The organism is Mycobacterium sp. NPDC003449, from assembly GCF_053588415.1.
This window is the reverse complement of the sequence record NZ_JBSFPX010000030.1, coordinates 1-18,485: the sequence shown is the minus strand read 5'-3', so window position 1 is coordinate 18,485 and position 18,485 is coordinate 1. Positions and strand designations below refer to the sequence as shown.

General features: G+C 70.2%; 21 protein-coding genes and 1 pseudogene. 9 read left to right on the top strand and 13 right to left on the bottom strand.

The window, feature by feature from the left end; all coding sequences use genetic code 11:
* Positions 1–4 precede the first annotated feature (4 nt).
* A complete protein-coding gene (locus tag ACWDTP_RS11075) occupies positions 5–424 on the bottom strand; it encodes a hypothetical protein (protein WP_450019477.1) in 420 nt (139 codons plus the stop codon).
* 77 nt (positions 425–501) lie between these two features.
* Between ACWDTP_RS11075 and ACWDTP_RS11070 the strand changes: the two genes are divergently transcribed.
* Together ACWDTP_RS11070 and ACWDTP_RS11065 are read left to right on the top strand one after the other, a co-directional pair.
* Complete coding sequence (locus ACWDTP_RS11070; RefSeq protein WP_450019474.1) at positions 502–1,308, top strand: ketosteroid isomerase family protein; 807 nt, start codon at positions 502–504, stop codon at positions 1,306–1,308.
* Between the two features lie 69 nt (positions 1,309–1,377).
* Positions 1,378–1,941 (top strand): hypothetical protein, encoded by a 564-nt coding sequence (locus ACWDTP_RS11065; RefSeq protein ID WP_450019472.1) that lies wholly within the window; start codon positions 1,378–1,380, stop codon positions 1,939–1,941.
* A gap of 11 nt (positions 1,942–1,952) precedes the next feature.
* Here the strand turns inward: ACWDTP_RS11065 and ACWDTP_RS11060 are convergent, their stop codons facing one another.
* The gene (locus tag ACWDTP_RS11060; RefSeq protein ID WP_450019470.1) at positions 1,953–2,723 is read right to left on the bottom strand and encodes an SGNH/GDSL hydrolase family protein; all 771 of its coding nucleotides are present in this window, start codon (positions 2,721–2,723) and stop codon (positions 1,953–1,955) included.
* A gap of 114 nt (positions 2,724–2,837) precedes the next feature.
* On the bottom strand, positions 2,838–3,137 hold the full coding sequence (locus ACWDTP_RS11055) for a hypothetical protein (RefSeq protein ID WP_450019468.1): 300 nt from the start codon (positions 3,135–3,137) through the stop codon (positions 2,838–2,840).
* Between the two features lie 267 nt (positions 3,138–3,404).
* Here ACWDTP_RS11055 and ACWDTP_RS11050 point away from each other — a divergent pair, with 267 nt between their 5' ends.
* Positions 3,405–3,926: an NUDIX domain-containing protein gene (locus ACWDTP_RS11050; protein WP_450019466.1), complete on the top strand. Its 522-nt coding sequence runs from the start codon at positions 3,405–3,407 to the stop codon at positions 3,924–3,926.
* Positions 3,927–3,951: 25 nt separating this feature from the next.
* Here ACWDTP_RS11050 and ACWDTP_RS11045 read toward each other — a convergent pair.
* The 7 genes and pseudogenes from ACWDTP_RS11045 to lysA all read right to left on the bottom strand — a co-directional run.
* Positions 3,952–4,341 (bottom strand): annotated as a pseudogene (locus ACWDTP_RS11045) (nuclear transport factor 2 family protein); the annotation flags it as partial.
* Positions 4,338–5,225, bottom strand: coding sequence for an LLM class F420-dependent oxidoreductase (locus ACWDTP_RS11040; RefSeq protein WP_450019528.1), 888 nt, complete (start codon positions 5,223–5,225; stop codon positions 4,338–4,340). The pseudogene ACWDTP_RS11045 and the gene ACWDTP_RS11040, both read right to left, overlap by 4 nt.
* 68 nt (positions 5,226–5,293) lie before the next feature.
* Positions 5,294–6,421, bottom strand: a complete 1,128-nt coding sequence (locus ACWDTP_RS11035; RefSeq protein WP_450019464.1) for a PDR/VanB family oxidoreductase — start codon at positions 6,419–6,421, stop codon at positions 5,294–5,296.
* Between the two features lie 8 nt (positions 6,422–6,429).
* Positions 6,430–7,329, bottom strand: a complete 900-nt coding sequence (locus tag ACWDTP_RS11030; RefSeq protein WP_450019462.1) for a metal-dependent hydrolase — start codon at positions 7,327–7,329, stop codon at positions 6,430–6,432.
* A gap of 145 nt (positions 7,330–7,474) precedes the next feature.
* Positions 7,475–7,888, bottom strand: coding sequence for a hypothetical protein (locus ACWDTP_RS11025; protein WP_450019460.1), 414 nt, complete (start codon positions 7,886–7,888; stop codon positions 7,475–7,477).
* Between the two features lie 95 nt (positions 7,889–7,983).
* Complete coding sequence (gene malQ, locus ACWDTP_RS11020; RefSeq protein ID WP_450019458.1) at positions 7,984–10,125, bottom strand: 4-alpha-glucanotransferase; 2,142 nt, start codon at positions 10,123–10,125, stop codon at positions 7,984–7,986.
* Positions 10,126–10,158: 33 nt separating this feature from the next.
* A complete protein-coding gene (gene lysA, locus ACWDTP_RS11015; RefSeq protein WP_450019456.1) occupies positions 10,159–11,421 on the bottom strand; it encodes a diaminopimelate decarboxylase in 1,263 nt (420 codons plus the stop codon).
* A 76-nt stretch (positions 11,422–11,497) separates the two neighbouring features.
* On the opposite strand from lysA, the gene ACWDTP_RS11010 reads away from it, so the two are divergent.
* Genes ACWDTP_RS11010 through ACWDTP_RS11000 form a run of 3 tightly spaced genes read left to right on the top strand, consistent with a single transcriptional unit; the run spans position 11,498 to position 14,201 of the window.
* Entirely contained in the window at positions 11,498–12,106 is a 609-nt protein-coding gene (locus tag ACWDTP_RS11010; RefSeq protein WP_450019455.1) for a TetR/AcrR family transcriptional regulator, read from the top strand.
* Complete coding sequence (locus tag ACWDTP_RS11005) at positions 12,103–13,011, top strand: SDR family NAD(P)-dependent oxidoreductase (RefSeq protein ID WP_450019453.1); 909 nt, start codon at positions 12,103–12,105, stop codon at positions 13,009–13,011. Before ACWDTP_RS11010 ends, ACWDTP_RS11005 begins: the two co-directional genes overlap by 4 nt.
* Positions 13,012–13,031: 20 nt before the next feature.
* Positions 13,032–14,201 carry an MFS transporter gene (locus tag ACWDTP_RS11000; protein WP_450019451.1) on the top strand — a complete coding sequence of 390 codons (1,170 nt, stop codon included), beginning with the start codon at positions 13,032–13,034 and terminating at the stop codon, positions 14,199–14,201.
* On the opposite strand, the gene ACWDTP_RS10995 is transcribed toward ACWDTP_RS11000, so the two are convergent.
* Entirely contained in the window at positions 14,198–14,521 is a 324-nt protein-coding gene (locus tag ACWDTP_RS10995; protein WP_450019449.1) for a DMT family transporter, read from the bottom strand. The two genes, ACWDTP_RS11000 and ACWDTP_RS10995, sit on opposite strands and share 4 nt — an antisense overlap.
* Positions 14,521–14,856, bottom strand: a complete 336-nt coding sequence (locus ACWDTP_RS10990; protein ID WP_450019447.1) for a DMT family transporter — start codon at positions 14,854–14,856, stop codon at positions 14,521–14,523. The genes ACWDTP_RS10995 and ACWDTP_RS10990 overlap by 1 nt, the downstream gene beginning before the upstream one ends.
* A gap of 83 nt (positions 14,857–14,939) precedes the next feature.
* Here ACWDTP_RS10990 and ACWDTP_RS10985 point away from each other — a divergent pair, with 83 nt between their 5' ends.
* The 3 genes from ACWDTP_RS10985 to ACWDTP_RS10975 all read left to right on the top strand — a co-directional run bounded on the left by ACWDTP_RS10985 (position 14,940) and on the right by ACWDTP_RS10975 (position 18,155).
* Positions 14,940–16,484: a carboxylesterase/lipase family protein gene (locus ACWDTP_RS10985; protein ID WP_450019445.1), complete on the top strand. Its 1,545-nt coding sequence runs from the start codon at positions 14,940–14,942 to the stop codon at positions 16,482–16,484.
* A gap of 191 nt (positions 16,485–16,675) precedes the next feature.
* A complete protein-coding gene (locus ACWDTP_RS10980; protein ID WP_450019443.1) occupies positions 16,676–17,290 on the top strand; it encodes a LysM peptidoglycan-binding domain-containing protein in 615 nt (204 codons plus the stop codon).
* Between the two features lie 136 nt (positions 17,291–17,426).
* The gene (locus ACWDTP_RS10975) at positions 17,427–18,155 is read left to right on the top strand and encodes an Rv1815 family serine proteinase (protein ID WP_450019441.1); all 729 of its coding nucleotides are present in this window, start codon (positions 17,427–17,429) and stop codon (positions 18,153–18,155) included.
* On the opposite strand, the gene ACWDTP_RS10970 is transcribed toward ACWDTP_RS10975, so the two are convergent.
* Positions 18,152–18,485 (bottom strand): nitroreductase/quinone reductase family protein (locus ACWDTP_RS10970; protein ID WP_450019439.1); only part of this gene is annotated, 334 nt, incomplete at its 5' end. The genes ACWDTP_RS10975 and ACWDTP_RS10970 overlap by 4 nt on opposite strands.

Genomic DNA, 18,485 nt, shown 5'->3' with positions numbered 1-18,485 from the left:
CGGATCAGCCCGCGGGGTCCTGCCCGTCGGTACCGGGGGTGTCGGTGTCGAGTACGCCCACCGCGATGCCGTACGGCAGGAACCGCACCCGCCGGGACGGATCGGTATTGCCCGCGTTGGCCCGCAAGGCGTCGAGTTCGGTGGGAAAGACCTGCTCGATGTGGGCGCCGCCGCCGTCGTCGACGGTGAAGATCGCCCACACGCCGTCCCCCTTCTCACCGGTGGTCTCCGGTTCGGTGCGGGGCCGCGACATCCGGGTGACCTCATCGATCAACCCGGCCCAGCCGGGCTGCCCACCCGCGCCGGTGAAGTATCTGCCGAGCCCGTCCAGCGCGTCGCGCAAGCCTTCGCCCGCCTCGCGCGCGACCCGGTCGAACTCGTCGGGATCGAACCCGAAAGGCCCGAAAGGTCCGTTGCCGCTCATCGCGTCCTCCTCAGCCACACACGGTCAACTTCCAGTGTGCGCGCAGCCGGCCGGCTGCGGCATGGTAAATGCACCCTATGGCCTTCACCCGTGCCGACCTCATCGCGACGGTCGAACAATCCCCGCAGGCAGCAGCCGCCCACGATCGGGCCGGATGGGTCGGCCTGTTCGCTGACGGCGCACAGGTCGAGGATCCGGTGGGGTCGCGGCCGCACCGCGGGCGCGAGCCGATCGGGCGGTTCTACGACACCTTCATCGGCCCCCGCCAGATCGCCTTTCACCGGGACGTGGACCTCGTCGACATCGAGGCGGGCAGCGTGATCCGCGACCTCGAGCTCGAGGTCGCCATGGGGTCGTCGGTGACCATGCGGATCCCGGCCTACCTGCGCTATGCGCTGCGCCAGGAGCAGGGCGGTCCGCGGATCGCCGAACTGCAGGCCTATTGGGAACTGCCCGCCATGGTCGGACAGTTCGGGCGGCACCGGCTCGGTGCGGTGCGGCCGGGCCTGGCGCTGACCTCGGCGCTGTTGCGCAACCAGGGACCGGCCGGCGCGGCCGGATTTGCCGGCGGCTTCCTCGGCGCGGGCGGGCGCGGCAGGCGCCTGGTCGCCGGGCTGCTCGACGATCTGTGCGCCGGCGACGAGGTCGCCGTGCGCCGGCGGCTGACCAGCGGATCGACGGTGCTCGCCGGCGAGCGGTCCCCGCTGGCCACGTCGAGCCTGGTGGCGTCGACGGTCGGCGCCTCCTGGCGCAAGCTCATCGGGTCAGGCGCCAGCCTGGTGGCCGGGCTGGACCGGGACGGTCGCCGCGCGGTGCTGATCGCCGACCTCACGCCGCGTCCGTGGACGGTGGGCCGGTTGCGGTACTTCGCCGAACCGGCCTGACCCCGGCCCGCCCACGTTGCGGCCCGGTTGTGCCGCCGCGGGCGGCCGGCGTGAGAATGTATTCACACCATGGCTGACCACCACTACATCACCTACGAGGAATTCGGCCGCCGGTTCTTCGAGATCGCGGTCTCCGAGGACCGCGTCGGCGACGCGATCGGGGCGATCGCGGGCGACGAGTTCGAGCTCGGCCCGATCGCCCAGGGCCCCGGCAGAATCGCCAAGGTCACGGCCCGGGTGAAGATCCAGAAGCCCCGGGTGAGCCGCAACGTGGGGGACACGATCACCTTCTCGATCCGGATACCGCTGGAAATCGAGTTGACCATCGACCTGCGCATCGACCGGCCCCGGTTCATGGTGTTCGGCGAGATCGCCTTGCGGGCATCGGCTCTGGCCGCGCAGCCGCTGCTGCTGATCCTCGATGTGAAGAAACCCCGCCCGTCCGACATCTCCATCCACGTCACCTCGACATCGCTGCGGGCCGAGCTGCTGCGCATCCTGGCCGGAGTGGATGGCGAGATCAAACGCTTCATCGCCGCGCATGTGGCGGGGGAGATCGACAGCCCGGAATCGGAGCGGGCCAAGGTGATCGACGTCGCCAAAGAGCTCGACTCGGCCTGGGCCGGGCTCTGACGCGGCGCCGGTCAGGCGCTCAGGCTCAGCAACGCCGGCCGGCGCGGTTCCCGTCCGATCCCGGCCGACCGGCCGCGCAGGTGACGCCAGATCCAGGGCATCAACATGTTCTGCGTCCACAACGCCTGCGAATAGGCCCTCGACCGGAACGACTGAGGTTGCGCGACACCGCTGGCGAGCGCCCAATCATGGCTGCTGCCAGGCAATCCCAACGCCTCCGCGGCCGCGGCGGCGAACAGCATGTGCCCCCGCGCCGAGCCGTGGATCCGGTCCGGGCTCCAGGTCTCGGCCTCGCGCATCGACGGGGCCGAGTACAGGTCGACGAGCCGGAACCGGTACCTGGCCGCGGCCCCGGTGATCGCGGAGTTGATCCGCAGCACCCGCCTGCTCAGTAGCCGGCCCACCGGCAGGATCTGGGTGATGTCGGGGAACGTCGTGGTCACGACGGTGGCCCCGGATCCGCTGAGCGCGGCGTAGATCCGGTCCAGATCGGTCAGTGCGCGGTCGAACGCGCGCCCCGGTCGCGTCACGTCGTTCATCCCGATACAGACGGTCACCAGGTCCGGATTCATCGCCAGTGCCCGCGGAAGCTGATCGGTCAGGACGTCGCGGATGCGGTGGCCGCGAACCGCGAGGTTCGCATATCCGAGACCCGGGCGCAGCCCGTCGACTTCGGCCGCGAGGCGGTCGGCGAAGCCCATCAGGCCGGCCGTATCGTCGCCGTCCCACAAGCCTTCGGTCTGACTGTCGCCGAGTGCGACATACCGGGTGAAACCAGCCACGTTGGCGACTTTAGCGCCGGGGCGGCGGTCAGCACCCGCGACCCCACCGGCGAACGGCAACAAAAAGGCGCCCGAATCGGGCGCCCTGTCTTGCCGTTCGGCCGGGGTTCGGCGTTACTTCACGTCGACGTAAATCGTTTTCGACAGAACCGTGGTCTGCAGGTTGCCGCCCGGGTTGCTGGAGTCGGTCCGCGAGAACGTCTGGCCGGGACGGACCGCGACCACGCTGGCCTTGTCGAGCGGCGTCGAACCGGTGCGGTTGACGATCACCTTGTAGCCCTGCGCCTGCAGTTCGTTGATCGTCTGCTGGGCGTTACCGGGCCCGGTCGGCGCGGCCTGCGCCGGTGCGGCCAGGCCGATCAGGGTGGCCGCTGCGCCGCCGGCGAGTGCTGCGGCAAATCCAAACTTCTGCATCTTTCCGTGCCTTCTTTCGATGTTCGGTTGTCTCGCGACTCGCGTGTGCCGATCGGCGCACGTTCGTCCATCGAGGATCGCTAGATTTCTCAGGGGTTACGAAGAGTTGAACTGAAAGTTCAGCGATTTCATTCCGGCTGCGGAAATTGATTGCCGAGACGGAAATGGTCTGGTCAGGGGATCGAGGTGATCTTGATCATCCTCCGTCAGCAAAGTGATGAAGATTACCGAGGGTGAGTGTCGGCCGGCCCGGGTAGCGTGCGGCCAATGGCCAAACTGAGTGCCGGGCTGCTGCTGTACCGGACCGCCGGGGATGTCGTCGAGGTGCTGATCGCCCACCCGGGCGGGCCGTTCTGGGCCCGCAAGGACGACGGCGCCTGGTCGGTGCCCAAGGGCGAGTACACCGACGACGAGGAACCGTGGGTGGCGGCCAGGCGCGAGTTCACCGAGGAACTCGGGGCGCCGCCGCCGGACGGCCCGCGCCGCGACCTGACCCCGGTCCGGCAGGCCGGCGGCAAGGTCGTCACGGCCTTCGCGGTACGCGGTGACTTCGACGTGACCCGGGCCAGGAGCAACACTTTCGAGCTGGAGTGGCCGAAGGGTTCGGGCCGGATCAGGGAGTATCCGGAGGTCGACCGCGTCGCCTGGGTTGAGGTGGCGGCGGCGCGGACGAAGCTGCTGGCCGGCCAGCGTCCGCTGCTCGATCAGCTGATGGCCGCCCCGGAACTGGCGGGTCTGCGCGAGGGTGGCCACGCAGGCGGCGCAGCGGCCGGGTCTCGATTGCATTGATGGTGAGCGCGCGCCCAAGGATGCGCCAGCCCGCCGGGGTCCGCACGTATTCGTCGTCGTAGCGCAGATGCCAGACCACATCGGTCGGATGTTCGGTGCCGAAGCTCCAGTGGTGGGCCACCGCGGTGATGCGTCCGAGCGCGTAACCGGCCTCGCCGCCCGGTGCGTACACCTCGCCGACGATCTCGTGTTCGGTGCGGGCCACCTCGGCGAGCGCCGACATCGCCGCCCGGACACCGTCGCGGCCGTGCCAGTGCCGGACCGGGTCAAGCGATCCGGGAGGTTCGGGCAGCCGTAATTCCGCTGTCTCGCTGAATAATTCGACGACATCGCCGAATCGGCGATCGTCGACCGCCGCGGCGTAGAGGTGGACCAGGTCGGTCAGCGCCAGCCGGTCGGCGACGGCGAGGCTCACGAGGTCAGCCCCAGCCGCTGCGCACACGCCGACAACGCATCGGTGGCCGCCGCGATATCGGTGAGGGCGGGCATGGCCAGCACCAGCCGGTCGGCGCCCAATTCGGCCAGCTGCCCGGCCCGCTCCGCGTCGACCTTGGTGACCAGATGCCCCAGCGACACTTCGAGGGCGTGGGGATCGCGCCCGGCGGCGCGGGCCTCGGACCGCATGAGCTCGAGCAGGCCGGTCAGTTCGGGCCCGGAGACGCCGAGCGGCTGGAACCCGTCGCCGATCCGCCCCGCGCGCCGGGCCGCCGCCCGGCTGTGCCCGCCGATGTGGATCGGGATCGGTGCCGCGGGCTTCGGATAACACATCCCATGGTCGAAATCGAAGAACTCGCCATGGAATCCGGCCCCCGGGTCCGCGTCGTCGGAGGGGGCGGCCCACAGCGTGCGCAGCACCGCGATCTGCTCATCGGCCCGCCGGCCCCGGCTGCCGAAATCGGTACCGCAGGCCTCGATCTCCTCCCTGAGCCATCCCGTACCGACCGCGAGCCGCAGCCGCCCCCGGCTCAGCACGTCGAGCGTCGCGGTGCGCTTCGCCAGCACCACGGGATGGTGGTTGGGCAGCACCAGAACCCCGGTCGCGAGGCCGAGGCGGGTGGTCTGCCCGGACAGAAAGGCCAGCAGATCAAGGGGATCGGGCACCGGGCAATCCGCCGTCAACTCGACCCGCCCGGACGCGTCGTAGGGGTACACACTCGTGTACTCCGACATCAGGATGGTGTGCTCGACGACGACGATCGACTCGAAGCCGCAGGCCTCGACGTGCCCGGCGAATCGTGACATCCAGTCCGGGTCCGCCGTGACGCCCGCCCCGACCGGCGCTATCACGGCGTATCTCATGGCATCTCGCTGCGGTGGCGGATCGGATCGGGCGGCCGACGGCATGCGCGGAATCGTACCGTCGCGGGCTACAGATCGAGCGTCAGTCGCCGGCCCGCCTCGGCCCGGGACACACAGGTCAGCAGATATCCGGCGGCGCGCTCGGGATCGGTGAGCAGGGTGTCACGGTGGTCGACCGCGGTTCGGGATTCGTCGAGCACCCGGATCCGGCAGGTGCCGCAGAATCCCTGCTGACACGAATACGGTGCGGCCACGCCGGTGCGCCGCAGCGCCCCCAGCAGGGTCTCGTCGGCCGCCACCTCGACGGTGGCACCGGTCGAGGCGATCGACACCGAGAACGGCGAGCCGTCGACGACCGGGGGTGCGGCGAACCGCTCGAAGTGCAGTTCGACATCCGCGCGGCCGGCCAGTGCGGTGCGGACACCGGTCAGCATCGGGGCCGGACCACATGCGTACACGGTGGTGCCGTCGGGGCAGTCGCCCAGCAGATCGGCCGCCGCGGGCAGGCCGTGCTGATCGTCGGTGCGGATCTCGATCCGGTCGCCGAACCGGGTCAGCTCGTCGAGGAACGGCAGGGTGTCGCGGCTGCGTCCGACATAGATCATCGACCAGTCGACATTCAGCCTGCGGGCCAGCCCCAGCATCGGCAGGATCGGGGTGATGCCGATACCGCCCGCGATGAACCGGAATCGCCGGGTGGGCGAGCCGTAGCCGGGGACGGTGAGCGGGAAGGCGTTTCGCGGCCCCTGTGTGGTCACCCGGGAGCCGATCCGCAGGGTGTCGTGCACCTCGATCGAACCACCGCCCCCGCCGGGGATGCGGCGCACCGCGATCCGGTAGGTGGCGCTGGATTCGGGGTCGCCGCACAACGAGTACTGCCGCACCCGGCCGCTGGCCAGGTGCAGGTCGATATGGGATCCCGGATACCACCGGGGCAGTGCGGCCCCGTCGGCGGCGGCCAGGCTCAGTGCGATGACGTCCTGATCGTGGGCGACGACGTCGCGGTCGAGCACCGTCAACTCGATCGTGCGGTCCAACTCCGGTGGTGGGGACGGCCGCCGGAGGTAGCGGGTCAGCCCCCACATGGTGGTGATGGCGGCCTCGGCCATGCCCAGCATCGGGTCGTGCCGGAATCGCCCCGACATGCTCGGCGGCAGCCGGCGGTAGCGGTCAAGGGCCGGCTTGGCGATCGCCATACCGGCGCTCACAGGTGTGCGGCGCGCGCCGCGGGGGAGCTGGCCAGGTAGGCGACGGCCTGGGCCGTTGAGCCCATTTCGTCGGGAGAGAAACCCGGCCTGCAGTAGGTCAGGGTGTTGACGCCGAACAGCTTCGAGAACTTGGGCAGCAAGCCCAGTTTGGCATCGGCCATCCGCAGCCGGTTCATCCGCCACCAGCTGATGTCGAGCGTGCGGTCGCGCTTGATCAGGTCCCAGGTGCCGCGCTGGAAGAACAGGTACACCGCGGTCGCCGCGATGGACATGGCCCGCACCCGGCTGAAGTAGCTGTCCTGGAAGTAGACCGCGACGTCGTGGGCGACCCGGCGGTGCTCGACCTCCTCGGCGCCGTGCCAGCGGAACAGGTCGGTCAGGGTCGGGTCGGCGTCGAAGTCGTCCCAGGTGCCGTTCAGCACGAAATCGCCGAGCACCGCGGTGTAGTGCTCGATCGCGGCGATCAGCCACAGCCGGTCGCAGAGGTCGTTGAGCCTGCGCTTGGGATCGGTCGAGGCGGTCGGCGCCAGCATCTTGGTGAACACATGCTGGACCAGGGCCAGCACCGGCTGGTAGTCGACGCCGTGCGCGGTGAGGAACTCGGCCAGCACCTGGTCGTGGGTGTCGGCGTGGGTCGCCTCCTGGCCGATGAAGCCCCGCATGTCGTCGGCGAGCCTGGTATCGCGGACATACGGCAGCGCCTCGTTGAAGGTCGCGACGAACCAGTGCTCGGCCACCGGCAGCACCACGTTGAACAGGTTGACCATGGTCGAGGCGACCGGGTGTCCGGGGATCCAGTGCAGCGGGATGCCGGTGAGATCGAAATGGACCTTGCGGGCCTGGATCTGTACCGGGCCGGGGTCGATTTCGTGGTCGGACCGCAGTGGGCGCAACATCGCGAACCTCCAGAGTGGGTGGGTTGCGAGCAGTCTACGTTTTAGGTGGGAACGCCGGTACCGGAAAGGGGTGTGTGTCGGTCGCCGAAACCGGCTGAGCCCGCGGTTCCCAGGGGAACCGCGGGCTCAGCCGAGGAGATCGGGGTCAGGCCGGGGGTGGCGGGGTGCCCGCGCCGGGCGCGCCCGCGATCGGCACGACCGGGGTCGGGGTCACGGTCGTCACGCCGTTGCCGCCGACCGTCGGACCGCCGGGCGTTGCGGCGTCCGCGGCCCGGTCCGCGGCGGCCTGGGAGCAGTCCAGCATCAGGATCAGCTTGTTGCTGGCCACCTTCTGGGAGTCGACCAGGCACTGGGCCTGCGGCAGCGCGCTGCCGAACGACCCGCCGAAGGTGGCCTTCACGCCCTGGCTCTTGAGGATCTGCAGCGCCTTCATATAGGGCTCTCCGACGACGTTGGTCGCCGACGTGGAACTGGGCTCAGAGGTTGCGGTGGCCGCGCCGAACAGGGCGATCGAGCCGACGGCGACCAGGCCGCCGCTGAGCACAACAATCTTCTTCACGTGATCTCCGTCAGTCAGGGTGCGGTGCGAACATATCGCAGCGGTGACGAATGTGAAACCGGTGCAGCGGCCCCGCGCGTTACATCGGGGGCCGCTCACGGCCGCGGAACCGGCGGGGCGGCCGCGCCGGCCATGACCTCGCTCAGCGCCGCCGCCCGGGCGTCGGTGAAGACGTCCTCGAGGCGCAGCCTGCGGCCGTCCGGTCCGCTCAGCGGCACCCGCCAGTTCGGGTATTCGTCGGTGGTGCCCGGCTGATTCTGGGTGCGCAGCTCGCCCACCGCATCGGCCAGCGAGAGCGACAGCAGTTTCGACGGCGTCCGGCCCAGGTAGCGGTGCAGCGCCGTGACGATCTGGTCGGTGCCCGGCGCGGGGTCGGGGCCGAGCAGGCCGACCCGCCGCAACTCGTCCAGCCAGGCGGCCTGTGCGGCCCGGTCGGCGGCGAGTTCCTGATCGGCCGGCCGGGTGAGCAGGCCCAGTTCCTGGCGCAGCCGGACGTGTTCGCCGGCCAGGTAGCCCGCGGTCGGCGGCAGATCGTGGGTGGTGACCGAGGACAGGCAGGATTCGCGCCACCGTTCGGCGGGCAACGGCCCGGCACCGTCGGACTCGAACCACAGGATCGACGTGCCGAACAGCCCCCGCTCGTGCAGGTAGTCCCGGACCCACGGTTCGACCGTGCCCAGATCCTCGCCGACCACCACCGCACCCGCGCGGTGCGCCTCAAGGGCGATGATGCCGATCATCGCGTCGTGGTCGTAGCGCACATAGGTGCCCTCGGTGGGCGCGGCGCCCTTCGGGATCCACCACAGCCGGAACATGCCGATGATGTGGTCGATGCGGACCCCGCCGGCGTGCCGCAGCGCGGTGTTGACCACGGCGCGCAGCGGTTCGTAGGCCGCGGCCCGCAACCGGTCCGGGCGCCACGGCGGTTGGGACCAGTCCTGGCCGAGCTGGTTGAACTCGTCGGGCGGCGCGCCCGCCGTCACGCCGAGCGCGAGGACATCCTGCAGCGCCCAGGCGTCGGCGCCGTCGGGGTCGACGCCGACGGCCAGATCGCTCATGAGTCCCAGCTCCATACCGGCCTGCCGCGCACCGGACTGGGCAGCGGTCAGCTGTTCGTCGAGCAACCACTGCAGCCAGCGGTGGAAGTCGACCGACTCCCGGTTCGCCTCGGCGAATGCGGCGACGCCGGGACTGTCCGGATGCGCGAGGTCGTGGGGCCAGCCGTGCCAGTCGGTGCCGTACCGCTCGGCGAGCGCGCACCAGGTGGCGAAATCGGTCAGGCCGCGGCCCTGCCTTGCGCAGAACGCGGCGTAGGCGATCTCCCGGCCCGCCGAGCGCGGAACCCGGTACACCTGTTCCAGGGCAAGGCGTTTGGCACGCCAGGCGGCGTCACGGTCGATGAGGTCGGCCCGGTCGGCCCGGGCGGCCAGCTCGCTGCGCGACTTGCGCAGCCGGGCCCGGTGCCGCATCTCGGCGTATTCGGGGATGGCCTGCACCCGCAGGTACAGCGGGTTGACGAAGCGCCGCGAGGTGGGCAGATACGGCGACGGTTCCATCGGTGCGGTGGGTGCGGCCGCATGCATCGGGTTGACCAGGATGAAACCCGCGCCGTGCTCGGCGGCCGACCAGACGGCGAGATCGGTCAGGTCGGTGATATCGCCTGTGCCCCACGAGTTGTCGGAGGTCACGCTGTAGAGCTGCACGGCCAGGCCCCAGATTCGCTTGTCGCCCAGCCGAGCCGGTGGCGTCAGCGTGGCGGGGGAGACCACCACCGGGGTGGCGGTCTCGAACTCGCCGACGGTGAGCCGCAGCCGGTGATAACCGAGCGGCAGATCGGCGGGCAGTTCGAAGCTGGCCTCACCGATCCAGCGGTCGTCGAGCCGGTACGGCGGCCGGTTGTTCTCCAGCTGCCGCAGGGCGGTCCGTTCGGTGCCGTCCTCGAGCAGCAGTGCCAGCCCGACCGGGTCGCCGTGGGTGACGTGGACCCAGAACGCCGAGGTCATCCCGGCCCGGCCGAGGACGATGGGCGGTAGCGACCGCTGCCAGTATTCGCGGTCGTGGGCGGCGAGGGCGTCGATGCGGTCGGTTTCGGTGCCCGCCGCGACGCCGAGTGCCTCCAGTACCGCCACCAGCGTCGACTCCGGCACCGCGACCCGCCGACCGGACCAGTCGTCGTACCCGGTGGCCACGCCGTGGCGGGCGGCCAGCTCCAGCAGGGCCGCGGAGGATGCAGTCATAGGGCCAATCTTGGTGCCCGCGGTGCGATCGCGTCAGTCGACATCGCGGATCAGCAGGTCATCCCAGGTGTCGCGGCGCACCACGAGCCGGGCGGTCCCGTTGTGGCAGAACACCACCGGCACCCGGCGGGCTCCGTTGTACTGGTTGGACATGGTGTAGCAGTAGGCCCCGGTGACCGGCACCGCGAGCAGGTCGCCGACCACCGGATCGCGCAGCGGTACACCGTCGACGAGTTGGTCGCCGGACTCGCAGTGCCTGCCGACCACCGTGGCGGTCTCGCCGCCGCCGATCCGGTCGACGAGGGTGGCCTCGAACCGTTGACCGGTCAGCGACACCTCGAGGTTGTCGCCCATGCCGCCGTCGACGGCGACGTGGGTGATCGGCCCACGTTTGACCGTGGTGACGCGGTAGAGCGTGCAGGCGGCCGAGGCCACCATGCTGCGCCCGGGTTCGACGATGATCCGGCAACCGTTGGGGAGCAGCGCGCGGGCCCGGGCGACCATCGCCTCGGCGTACTCGTCGACGGTCGGCGGATGCTCGCCGTAGGTGTAGCGCACGCCGAGCCCACCGCCGAGGTCGTAGGTGTCGAAGGTGCCGAGCGCGGCGATCGGCGCCACCGCGGCCGCGAGCTGCTCGACGTCGAGCAACTGCGAACCGACATGGGTGTGCACACCGTCCAGGCGCAGTTTCCGGCTCGCCTCGATCTGGGCGATCGCGGCACGGGCGTCCTCGGGCATCAGGCCGAACTTCGATCCCGGGTGACCGGTGGCCTGCGAGGCGTGCGTGGCCGCCCGCACCCCGGGAATGACCCGGACCAGACAGGGCTGGCGACGACCGGCGGGCACCAGCCGCTCCAGCCGGTCTATGTCGTCGAAGTTGTCGACCACCACGAGGCCGACGCCGTGCTCGACGGCCATGGTGAGTTCCTCGTCGGTCTTGGCGTTGCCGTGCAGCACCAGCCGCGCCGGATCGGCCCCGGCCTTGAGGCCGGACCGGATCTCGCCGCCGCCCGCGACGTCGAGATGCAGACCTTCGGAGACCATCACCCGCTGAATCGCGGTGCACGGGAATGACTTCGAGGCGAACGCCACATCGCTGCGGGGCCAGCGGGTACGGAATGCGGTCAGGTAGTCGCGGGCCCGGGCCCGCACCGCATCCTCGTTCACCACGATCGACGGGGTGCCGAACCGTTCGGCGACCTCGTCGAGTCGGCAGCCGCCGATCATCAGGGTGCCGTCCTCGTCGGCGCGGCTCCCCGGCGGGAACAGCTCCAGCAATTCGGCGGGGTTGGTCACGGTCTCAGGGTGCCACCTTGCGGTGGGACGGACCGACGAATAAGCTGTCTGTAACGATCCTTACAGGGAGTGCGGGATGCCCGGCAATCCGACGAGAACACAGCAACAGGGCGCGAATTCGCGCGAACAGATCCTCGACGCCACCGAACGGTTGATGGCCACCCGCGGTTACGCCGCCACCTCGATCGCCGATATCCGCAAGGCCTGTGGCCTGCCTGCGAGCTCGATCTACTGGCACTTCGGCTCCAAGGACGGGGTGCTCGCCGCGGTCATGGAGCGCGGAGCCGAGCGCTTCTTCGGCGCGATCCCGACCGACGGCACCCCCGCCGAGCAGCTGGCCGTCGCCGCCGAGTTGCAGGCGGGGCACCCGGATTTCCTGCGGTTTCTGTACCTGCTGTCGCTGGAACGCGGCGACGATCCGGTGGTCGACGAGGTGGTCCGCCGGGTCCGCGACACCGCGATCGACCAATTCGCCGCAGGCGTCCGCCAGATCCTGCCGCCCGGACTCGAACCGGACCGCGCGCGGCGGGTGGTGGCGGAACTCACCGCGTTCGCCGTCGCGCAGTCCGACGGGATCTTCTTCGCCAGGCACCTCGAACCGGACAACACCGACGTCGCCCGGATGTACCGGCGGCTGTGGCAGGCCGTCACCGTGCTCGTCCCGATACTCTTGGAGGAACGATGAACCGCAGGGCCGCGATCATCACCGGAGCCAATGCCGGTCTGGGTTTCGAATGCGCCCGCGCGCTCCTGGACGCCGACCCCGGTTGGCATGTGGTGCTGGCGGTGCGGGACGTGCGGCGCGGCGCCGAGGCGGCCGCCCGGCTCGGCCACCCGGGGCGGACCACGGTCGGCGCACTCGACCTGGCGTCGCTGGATTCGGTGCACGAATTCGTCGGCCGGATCGCCGAACTCGACCTGCCGCCGGTGCACGCGCTGGTGTGCAACGCCGGCCTGCAGGTGGTCTCGGGTGTCCACACCACGGCCGAGGGCTACGAATTGACCTTCGGGGTCAACCATCTCGGCCATTTCGCCCTGGTGCAGGATCTGCTCGGGACGCTGGCGGCGCCCGCCCGGATTGTGGTGGTCAGCAGCGGCACCCACGACCCGGACAAGTTCACCGGGATGCCCGAGCCCCGGTACACGACCGCCGACGATCTGGTGGCCCCGGTGCGGGGCGGCCTCGACGGCACGGAGGGCCGACGTCGCTACACCACCTCCAAACTGTGCAATGTGCTGTTCGCCTACGAGCTGGACCGGCGTCTCGGCCAGGGCAGCCGCGGTGTGACGGTGACCGCCTTCGGTCCGGGCCTGATGCCGGGTTCCGGACTGGCCAGGGACTATTCGCGGGGCCAGCGGCTGGCCTGGCGGCTGCTGACGCCTGCGCTGCGGCTGTTGCCCAACGTGAACAGCACGGGCCGCTCCGGGACCAATCTGGCCGCGCTGGTCGCCGACCCGGCACTCGACGGGGTCACCGGGGTGTACTTCGAGGGCACCCGCCAGATCCCCTCGTCGAAGGATTCCTACGACGAGGCCAAGGCCGCCGACCTGTGGCGGGTCAGCGAACGGCTGGTGACGGCCCCGCCCTGACCATCGGTAGTGTGGCCGCAGTGGCACGAAGCTCGGCCCCGCGGCGGGCCCGGATCGCGGTGGCCGCACTGTTCTTCACCAACGGCGCCATCTTCGCCAACCTGCTCCCGCGCTATCCCGAGATCAAGACCGATCTGCACCTGAACAACGCGGTCTACGGGTCGGCCGTCGCGGCCTTCTCGGGTGGCGCCCTGGCCGCCGGGATGACCGCCGCCGTGTTGATCCGGCGCTACCGCAGTTCGCGCGTCGCGGTGCTCGGCACGATCGCGCTCGGGGCGTTCGTGGTGGCCGCGGGCCTGGCGCCGACGCCGGTGGCGTTGGCCGGCGCCCTGTTCATGGCCGGGGCGTGCGACTCGGTCGTCGACGTCGCCCAGAACGCGCACGGGCTGCGGCTGCAACGCGACTACGGACGGTCGATCATCAACTCGCTGCACGCGGTGTGGGCGGTCGGGGCCATCGCCGGCGGGCTGACCGGTGCCGCGGCCATCGCGCTGGGCGTCGGGCGCGGCCCCCACCTCGCGACCATGGCGGTGCTGTTCGGCGTGGTAGTGGTCGTGGCCTACCGCTACCTGCTGCCCGGACCGGACCACGACGGTCATCCGGCGGCCCGGGGCCCGGCCGGGGTCCGGGCGGGGCCGAGGGTCTATCTGATGTTGCTGGCCCTGGTGGGGATCGCGATCGCAGGCGCGACGGTCGAGGACGCCGGAAGTTCCTGGGCCACACTCTATCTGCGGGACAGCCTGTACGCACCGCCCGCGGTCGCGGTGTTCGGCTACGTCGCGCTGGTCGGGTTCATGTTCATCGGCAGGCTGATCGGGGACCGGCTCGTCGACCGGTTCGGCCGGGCCGCGGTCGCTCGGGCGGGCGGCTTCGTCGCGGCCGCCGGAATGGGTTGCGCACTGGCGTTCCCGGGGATCCCGGGGACCATCGCCGGGTTCGCGGCCGCCGGGCTGGGGGTGGCCACCCTGATCCCGGCCGCCATGCACGCCGCCGACGAGCTGCCGGGGCTGCGGCCGGGCAGCGGGCTGACCGCGGTGACCTGGCTGATGCGGCTGGGGTTCTTCGGGGCGCCGCTGCTGGTCGGCCTGGTCGCCGACACCGCGGGGCTGCGGGCCGGGCTGCTGACGGTGCCGCTGGCCGGGGTGCTGGTGATGGTGCTGGCCGGAGCGCTGGGCCGGCGCCCGGCCTAGTGCACCGCGCCGGCGACCTCGATCGTGAAGACCCCGGACACGATGAGTGCGATCCCGAGCATCATCACCGGGGTGAGTGGCTCGTCGAACACCAGCCTCGCGATGAGCGCCACGAGTGCGACGCCGCATGCCGTCCAGATGCCGTAGGCGACACCCACGGGTACCCCCATCGACAACGCCAGCCACAGCAGATAGAACGACGCCGTGTAGCCGGCCAGGACCGGGACGATCCAGGCTTTGCGGCGCAACCCGTCACTGGCGCGCAGCGCGAGCGTCGCGAGCACCTCGACGACGATCGCCGCCGCCAGCGGCACCCACATTACGATCGCGCCTCGCGGGGATGCGATCCCAGTTCGACCAGCAGCACCCCGCCGACGATCAGGCCGATGCCGGCGATGATCGGCCAGGTGAACGGATCCCCGAACAACATCGCGGCCAGTGCGGCCGTCGCCGCCGTGCCGAGCGCACCCCAGATGCCGTAGGCCACACCCACCGGCATCCCGGCCCGCAGGACCAGCGTCAGGAATACGAATGCCGCGAGATAGCCGGCCACCACCAGCACCAGCCAGGCCGGATGGTCCTGCGACGCGCGCAGCGACAGCGTGGCGGTGACCTCGGTGGCGACGGCCGCGACCAGCAGCGCCCATTTGTACATCGGACCAAAGTATCCCGGCGCCGTCGCAAATGAGTACGTTGGAGTGCTCACCCTGCACACATCGCGTTCACCGAGGAGATGGGATGATCGACTCGATGGTGGTCGACACCGAATACGGTCCCGTGCGCGGAACCGATGACGGCACCGTCAAGGCGTGGCGCGGCATCCGCTACGGCAACGCCCCTCTCGGCGAATTACGTTGGCGGGCGCCCGAACCGCCCGGCCCGTGGCGCGAGGTCGCCGACGCGACGAAGGTCGGGGCGGTGTGTCCGCAGCCCACCGACCCCAAGATCCCGATCGAGCTCGGCGGCGCGCAGGGCGAGGACAGCCTGGTGCTCAACGTGTGGGCCCCCTCGGACAGCCGGCCGGGTGGCGGCAAACCGGTGATGGTGTGGGTGCACGGCGGCGCCTACGTGCTGGGGTCGGCCAATCAGCCGTTGTACCGGGGGCGCGTGCTGGCCTCGGAGGGTGATGTCGTGGTGGTGACGGTCAACTACCGGCTCGGCGCCTTCGGCTTCCTCGACCTGTCCGAATTCAGCAGTGCCGGCATGCGTTTCGACACCAACCTGGGCCTGCGGGATGTGCTGTGTGCGTTGCGCTGGGTGCGTGACAACATCGCGGCCTTCGGCGGTGACCCGGCCCGCGTCACGCTGTTCGGGGAATCGGCAGGCGGGGGTGTGGTCACGACGTTGTTGACCAGCCCGGCCGCCGAGGGGTTGTTCGGTGCGGCGATCGCGCAGAGCTCGCCTGCGACCTCGATCTATGACGCCACCCGCTCGCGCGCCGTCGCGCGCCGCCTGCTCGACCGGCTCGGGCTGGCCCCTGACGAGGCCCACCGGCTCGCGCACGCCCCGCTGGCCGCGATCCTCGCCGCATCCAAGGACATCTTCGACGAGGTTCCGGCACGGACCCCCGGCACCCTGGCCTTCGCGCCGATCGTGGACGGCGATCTGGTTCCGGACTATCCGGTCAAACTGGCCCGGGCGGGCCGCACCCACCCGGTGCCGCTGATCATCGGGACCAACAAACACGAGGCGGCGCTGTTCCGGTGGATGAAGTCCCCGCTGATGCCGATCACACCGGAGTCGATCAGGACGATGTTCGAAGGTATCGCGGCCGAACAACCCGGCCTGCAGTTGCCGACCGAAGCCCAGATCGCGTCGGCCTACTCGGGTCTGCGCACCAAGGCCGTCGGAATGGGGGTGGCGCGCGATATCGCCTTCCGGATGCCTTCGCTGTGGTACGCCGAGGGGCACAGCGATGTGGCGCCGGTGTACGTCTACCGGTTCGACTACTCCACGCCGATGTTGCGGCTGCTGCGGCTCGGGGCCGCCCATGCCACCGAGCTGCCCTATGTGTGGGGCAATCTTGTTGCCGGGAGCAAGGATCCGACGTTCAAGCTGGGCGGTCTCAAGCACGGCAGGGGAGTGTCGCGACGGATGCGGCGACGGTGGGTGAACTTCGCGGCGCGCGGCGAGCCCGCGGGTGCGGCCGGTGAGCCGGTGTGGCGCAGCTACCGTCGCGAGGACCGGGCCGTCCTGTTGATCGACAAACAGGACAGGACCGTCGCCGACCTCGACCGCGATCTGCACACCGCATGGGGCGACGAGGTGCTCAACTTCCGCTGACCCGCGGCAGGCGCCTGCGGCCGATCCTGAACCGATCCATTCTGGTCGGGGCGTTCCTCGGGAAGCGTGAACTGTTTACTCGGCGTTTGAATTCCGCCGAGCCGAATGCCACCAAATCAAAACCGGGGTCAGTAAGCTCAGCGGAGCCGGGACGTTCCGATCCGGCGGCCGGTCGAGAAAAGGGGTATTGCGTGGGAGACACACTGACCGAAGGACAGAAGCTGGAGAAGGGGGGCTCGCTCACCTCCGGCAACGGTGCGTACACGTTGACGTTGCAGGATGACGGCAACCTGGTGCTCTATTCCCGTGAGGATGCGGTCTGGTCGACGTCCACCAACGGCCAGGATGTGGTGCGTGCCGAGGTGCAGGCCGACGGCAACTTCGTGCTGTACACCCCGGAGAAGCCGGTGTGGCACACCGACACCAAGGGCAAGAAGAACGTGAAGCTGGTCCTGCAGGACGACCGCAACCTGGTCCTCTACTCCGGGGACGAGGCCGCGTGGTCGTCGAAGACCGACACCACCGAGCCGCCCCCGCCGCCGCCCGCCGCCGAGCCCGAGGTGGCTCCCGCCGCGGTTGAGGAAGCCGCACCGGCTCCCGAGCCCGCTCCCGAGCCGGCGGCACCGCCGCCCCCGCCACCGCCGGCTCCCGAGCCGCGCACCTACACGGTGGTCTCCGGTGACACCCTGTGGGCGATCGCCGAGCGGTTCTACGGCGACGGCAACAGGTACCAGCAGATTGCCGACGCCAGTGGCGTCGCCAATCCGGACCTGATCCATCCCGGTCAGGTCCTGACCATTCCCTGACCTGCTCGAAGCGACGGCCCGGACCGAATCGGTCCGGGCCGTTGTGCGTGCCGGGTGATACCGGTGTGATCGGTGATGTTGCGCGCAAAGGTTCGCGCAAGCGGGTGTGGCGCCGTAGGCTTGGTTTTTACTGTCCATGGCAAACGATCGGAGGCCGATAGTGCGCAGGCATTGGCTTCGCAAGTTGCGGGTGTTGGCGGCCGTGGTGCCGATCGGGCTGGTGCCGCTCGGGCTGGCGACCGCCGCGGCGACGCCGGGTGTGCTGGTGTACCCGGGCATGGCGGTCCACCAGGACACCAATGCCTGCACGCTGGGGTTCGTCGATCCGGTGTCACGGGTGGCGTTCACCGCGGGGCACTGCCGGGGCAGCGGTGTGGTGTCCGATGCGGCGGGTAACCCGATCGGCAGGCAGGCCCGGTTCCAGGACAACACGCCCGACGGGGCCACGATCGACACCAACCACGTCATTTCCGACTGGGAGACAATCCAACTCGACGGTGACGTCGCGGTGAACAACATCTTGCCGGGGGGCCGGATGCTGGTCGAGGATCCCGCCGTGGTCGCCGCGCCGGGACTGCCGGTCTGCCATTTCGGCGTGGTCACCGGTGAGAGCTGCGGCAACATCGAGGCCGTCTACAACGGTTGGTTCACCATGGCCCACGGGGTGGTCAGCCAGCGGGGGGATTCTGGTGGTCCGGTCTACCTGATCACGCCGGACGGGCGGGCCGCCATCGTGGGCATGTTCAACAGCACGTGGGGCGACTATCCCGCCGCGGTGGCCTGGCAGAACGTCAGCGGTCAATCCCGCAACGGTCTGGTTCAGGCCTCCGGAACGGCGTCGAATGGCGTTGTCCCGCAGCCTTAACCGTCGAGTTCGAAAACCGGGATGGACGGCGCGGCGGCCCGGAACTCGGCCGCCGAGGAGTGTGGGGTCAACCCGGCGGAGTGACCTTTGACCTCCCAGTACCACCGGTCGAGGTAGCGCTGTAACAGCGCGGGTTTGGCCTCGTCGGCAACCTCGGTGATCCGGGCCGACCGCCGGCGCCACCTCGGGCCGGTCTCGACCTCGCCCGCGGCCCTGGCGTTGCGGACCCACTGGGTATTGCCGCGCGGCGCCACCAGGAACCGCCTGCCCTCGACGGTCATCAGATTGACCACCACGGTGTGCGGCCTGCCGGTGCGTCGGCCGCGGACC

Bases quoted from the DNA above. Each gene is read 5' to 3' on its own strand.
- ACWDTP_RS11035 (WP_450019464.1), bottom strand. From the start codon at position 6,421: ATGGCGATCGCCAAGCCGGCCCTTGACCGCTACCGCCGGCTGCCGCCG.
- ACWDTP_RS10995 (WP_450019449.1), bottom strand. From the start codon at position 14,521: ATGTGGGTGCCGCTGGCGGCGGCGATCGTCGTCGAGGTGCTCGCGACG.
- ACWDTP_RS11010 (WP_450019455.1), top strand. From the start codon at position 11,498: ATGCCCGGCAATCCGACGAGAACACAGCAACAGGGCGCGAATTCGCGC.
- ACWDTP_RS10990 (WP_450019447.1), bottom strand. From the start codon at position 14,856: ATGTACAAATGGGCGCTGCTGGTCGCGGCCGTCGCCACCGAGGTCACC.
- malQ (WP_450019458.1), bottom strand. From the start codon at position 10,125: ATGACTGCATCCTCCGCGGCCCTGCTGGAGCTGGCCGCCCGCCACGGC.
- ACWDTP_RS11030 (WP_450019462.1), bottom strand. From the start codon at position 7,329: ATGTTGCGCCCACTGCGGTCCGACCACGAAATCGACCCCGGCCCGGTA.
- ACWDTP_RS11005 (WP_450019453.1), top strand. From the start codon at position 12,103: ATGAACCGCAGGGCCGCGATCATCACCGGAGCCAATGCCGGTCTGGGT.
- ACWDTP_RS10985 (WP_450019445.1), top strand. From the start codon at position 14,940: ATGATCGACTCGATGGTGGTCGACACCGAATACGGTCCCGTGCGCGGA.
- ACWDTP_RS11075 (WP_450019477.1), bottom strand. From the start codon at position 424: ATGAGCGGCAACGGACCTTTCGGGCCTTTCGGGTTCGATCCCGACGAG.
- ACWDTP_RS11065 (WP_450019472.1), top strand. From the start codon at position 1,378: ATGGCTGACCACCACTACATCACCTACGAGGAATTCGGCCGCCGGTTC.
- ACWDTP_RS11050 (WP_450019466.1), top strand. From the start codon at position 3,405: ATGGCCAAACTGAGTGCCGGGCTGCTGCTGTACCGGACCGCCGGGGAT.
- ACWDTP_RS11040 (WP_450019528.1), bottom strand. From the start codon at position 5,225: ATGAGATACGCCGTGATAGCGCCGGTCGGGGCGGGCGTCACGGCGGAC.
- ACWDTP_RS11070 (WP_450019474.1), top strand. From the start codon at position 502: ATGGCCTTCACCCGTGCCGACCTCATCGCGACGGTCGAACAATCCCCG.
- ACWDTP_RS10975 (WP_450019441.1), top strand. From the start codon at position 17,427: ATGGCAAACGATCGGAGGCCGATAGTGCGCAGGCATTGGCTTCGCAAG.
- ACWDTP_RS11055 (WP_450019468.1), bottom strand. From the start codon at position 3,137: ATGCAGAAGTTTGGATTTGCCGCAGCACTCGCCGGCGGCGCAGCGGCC.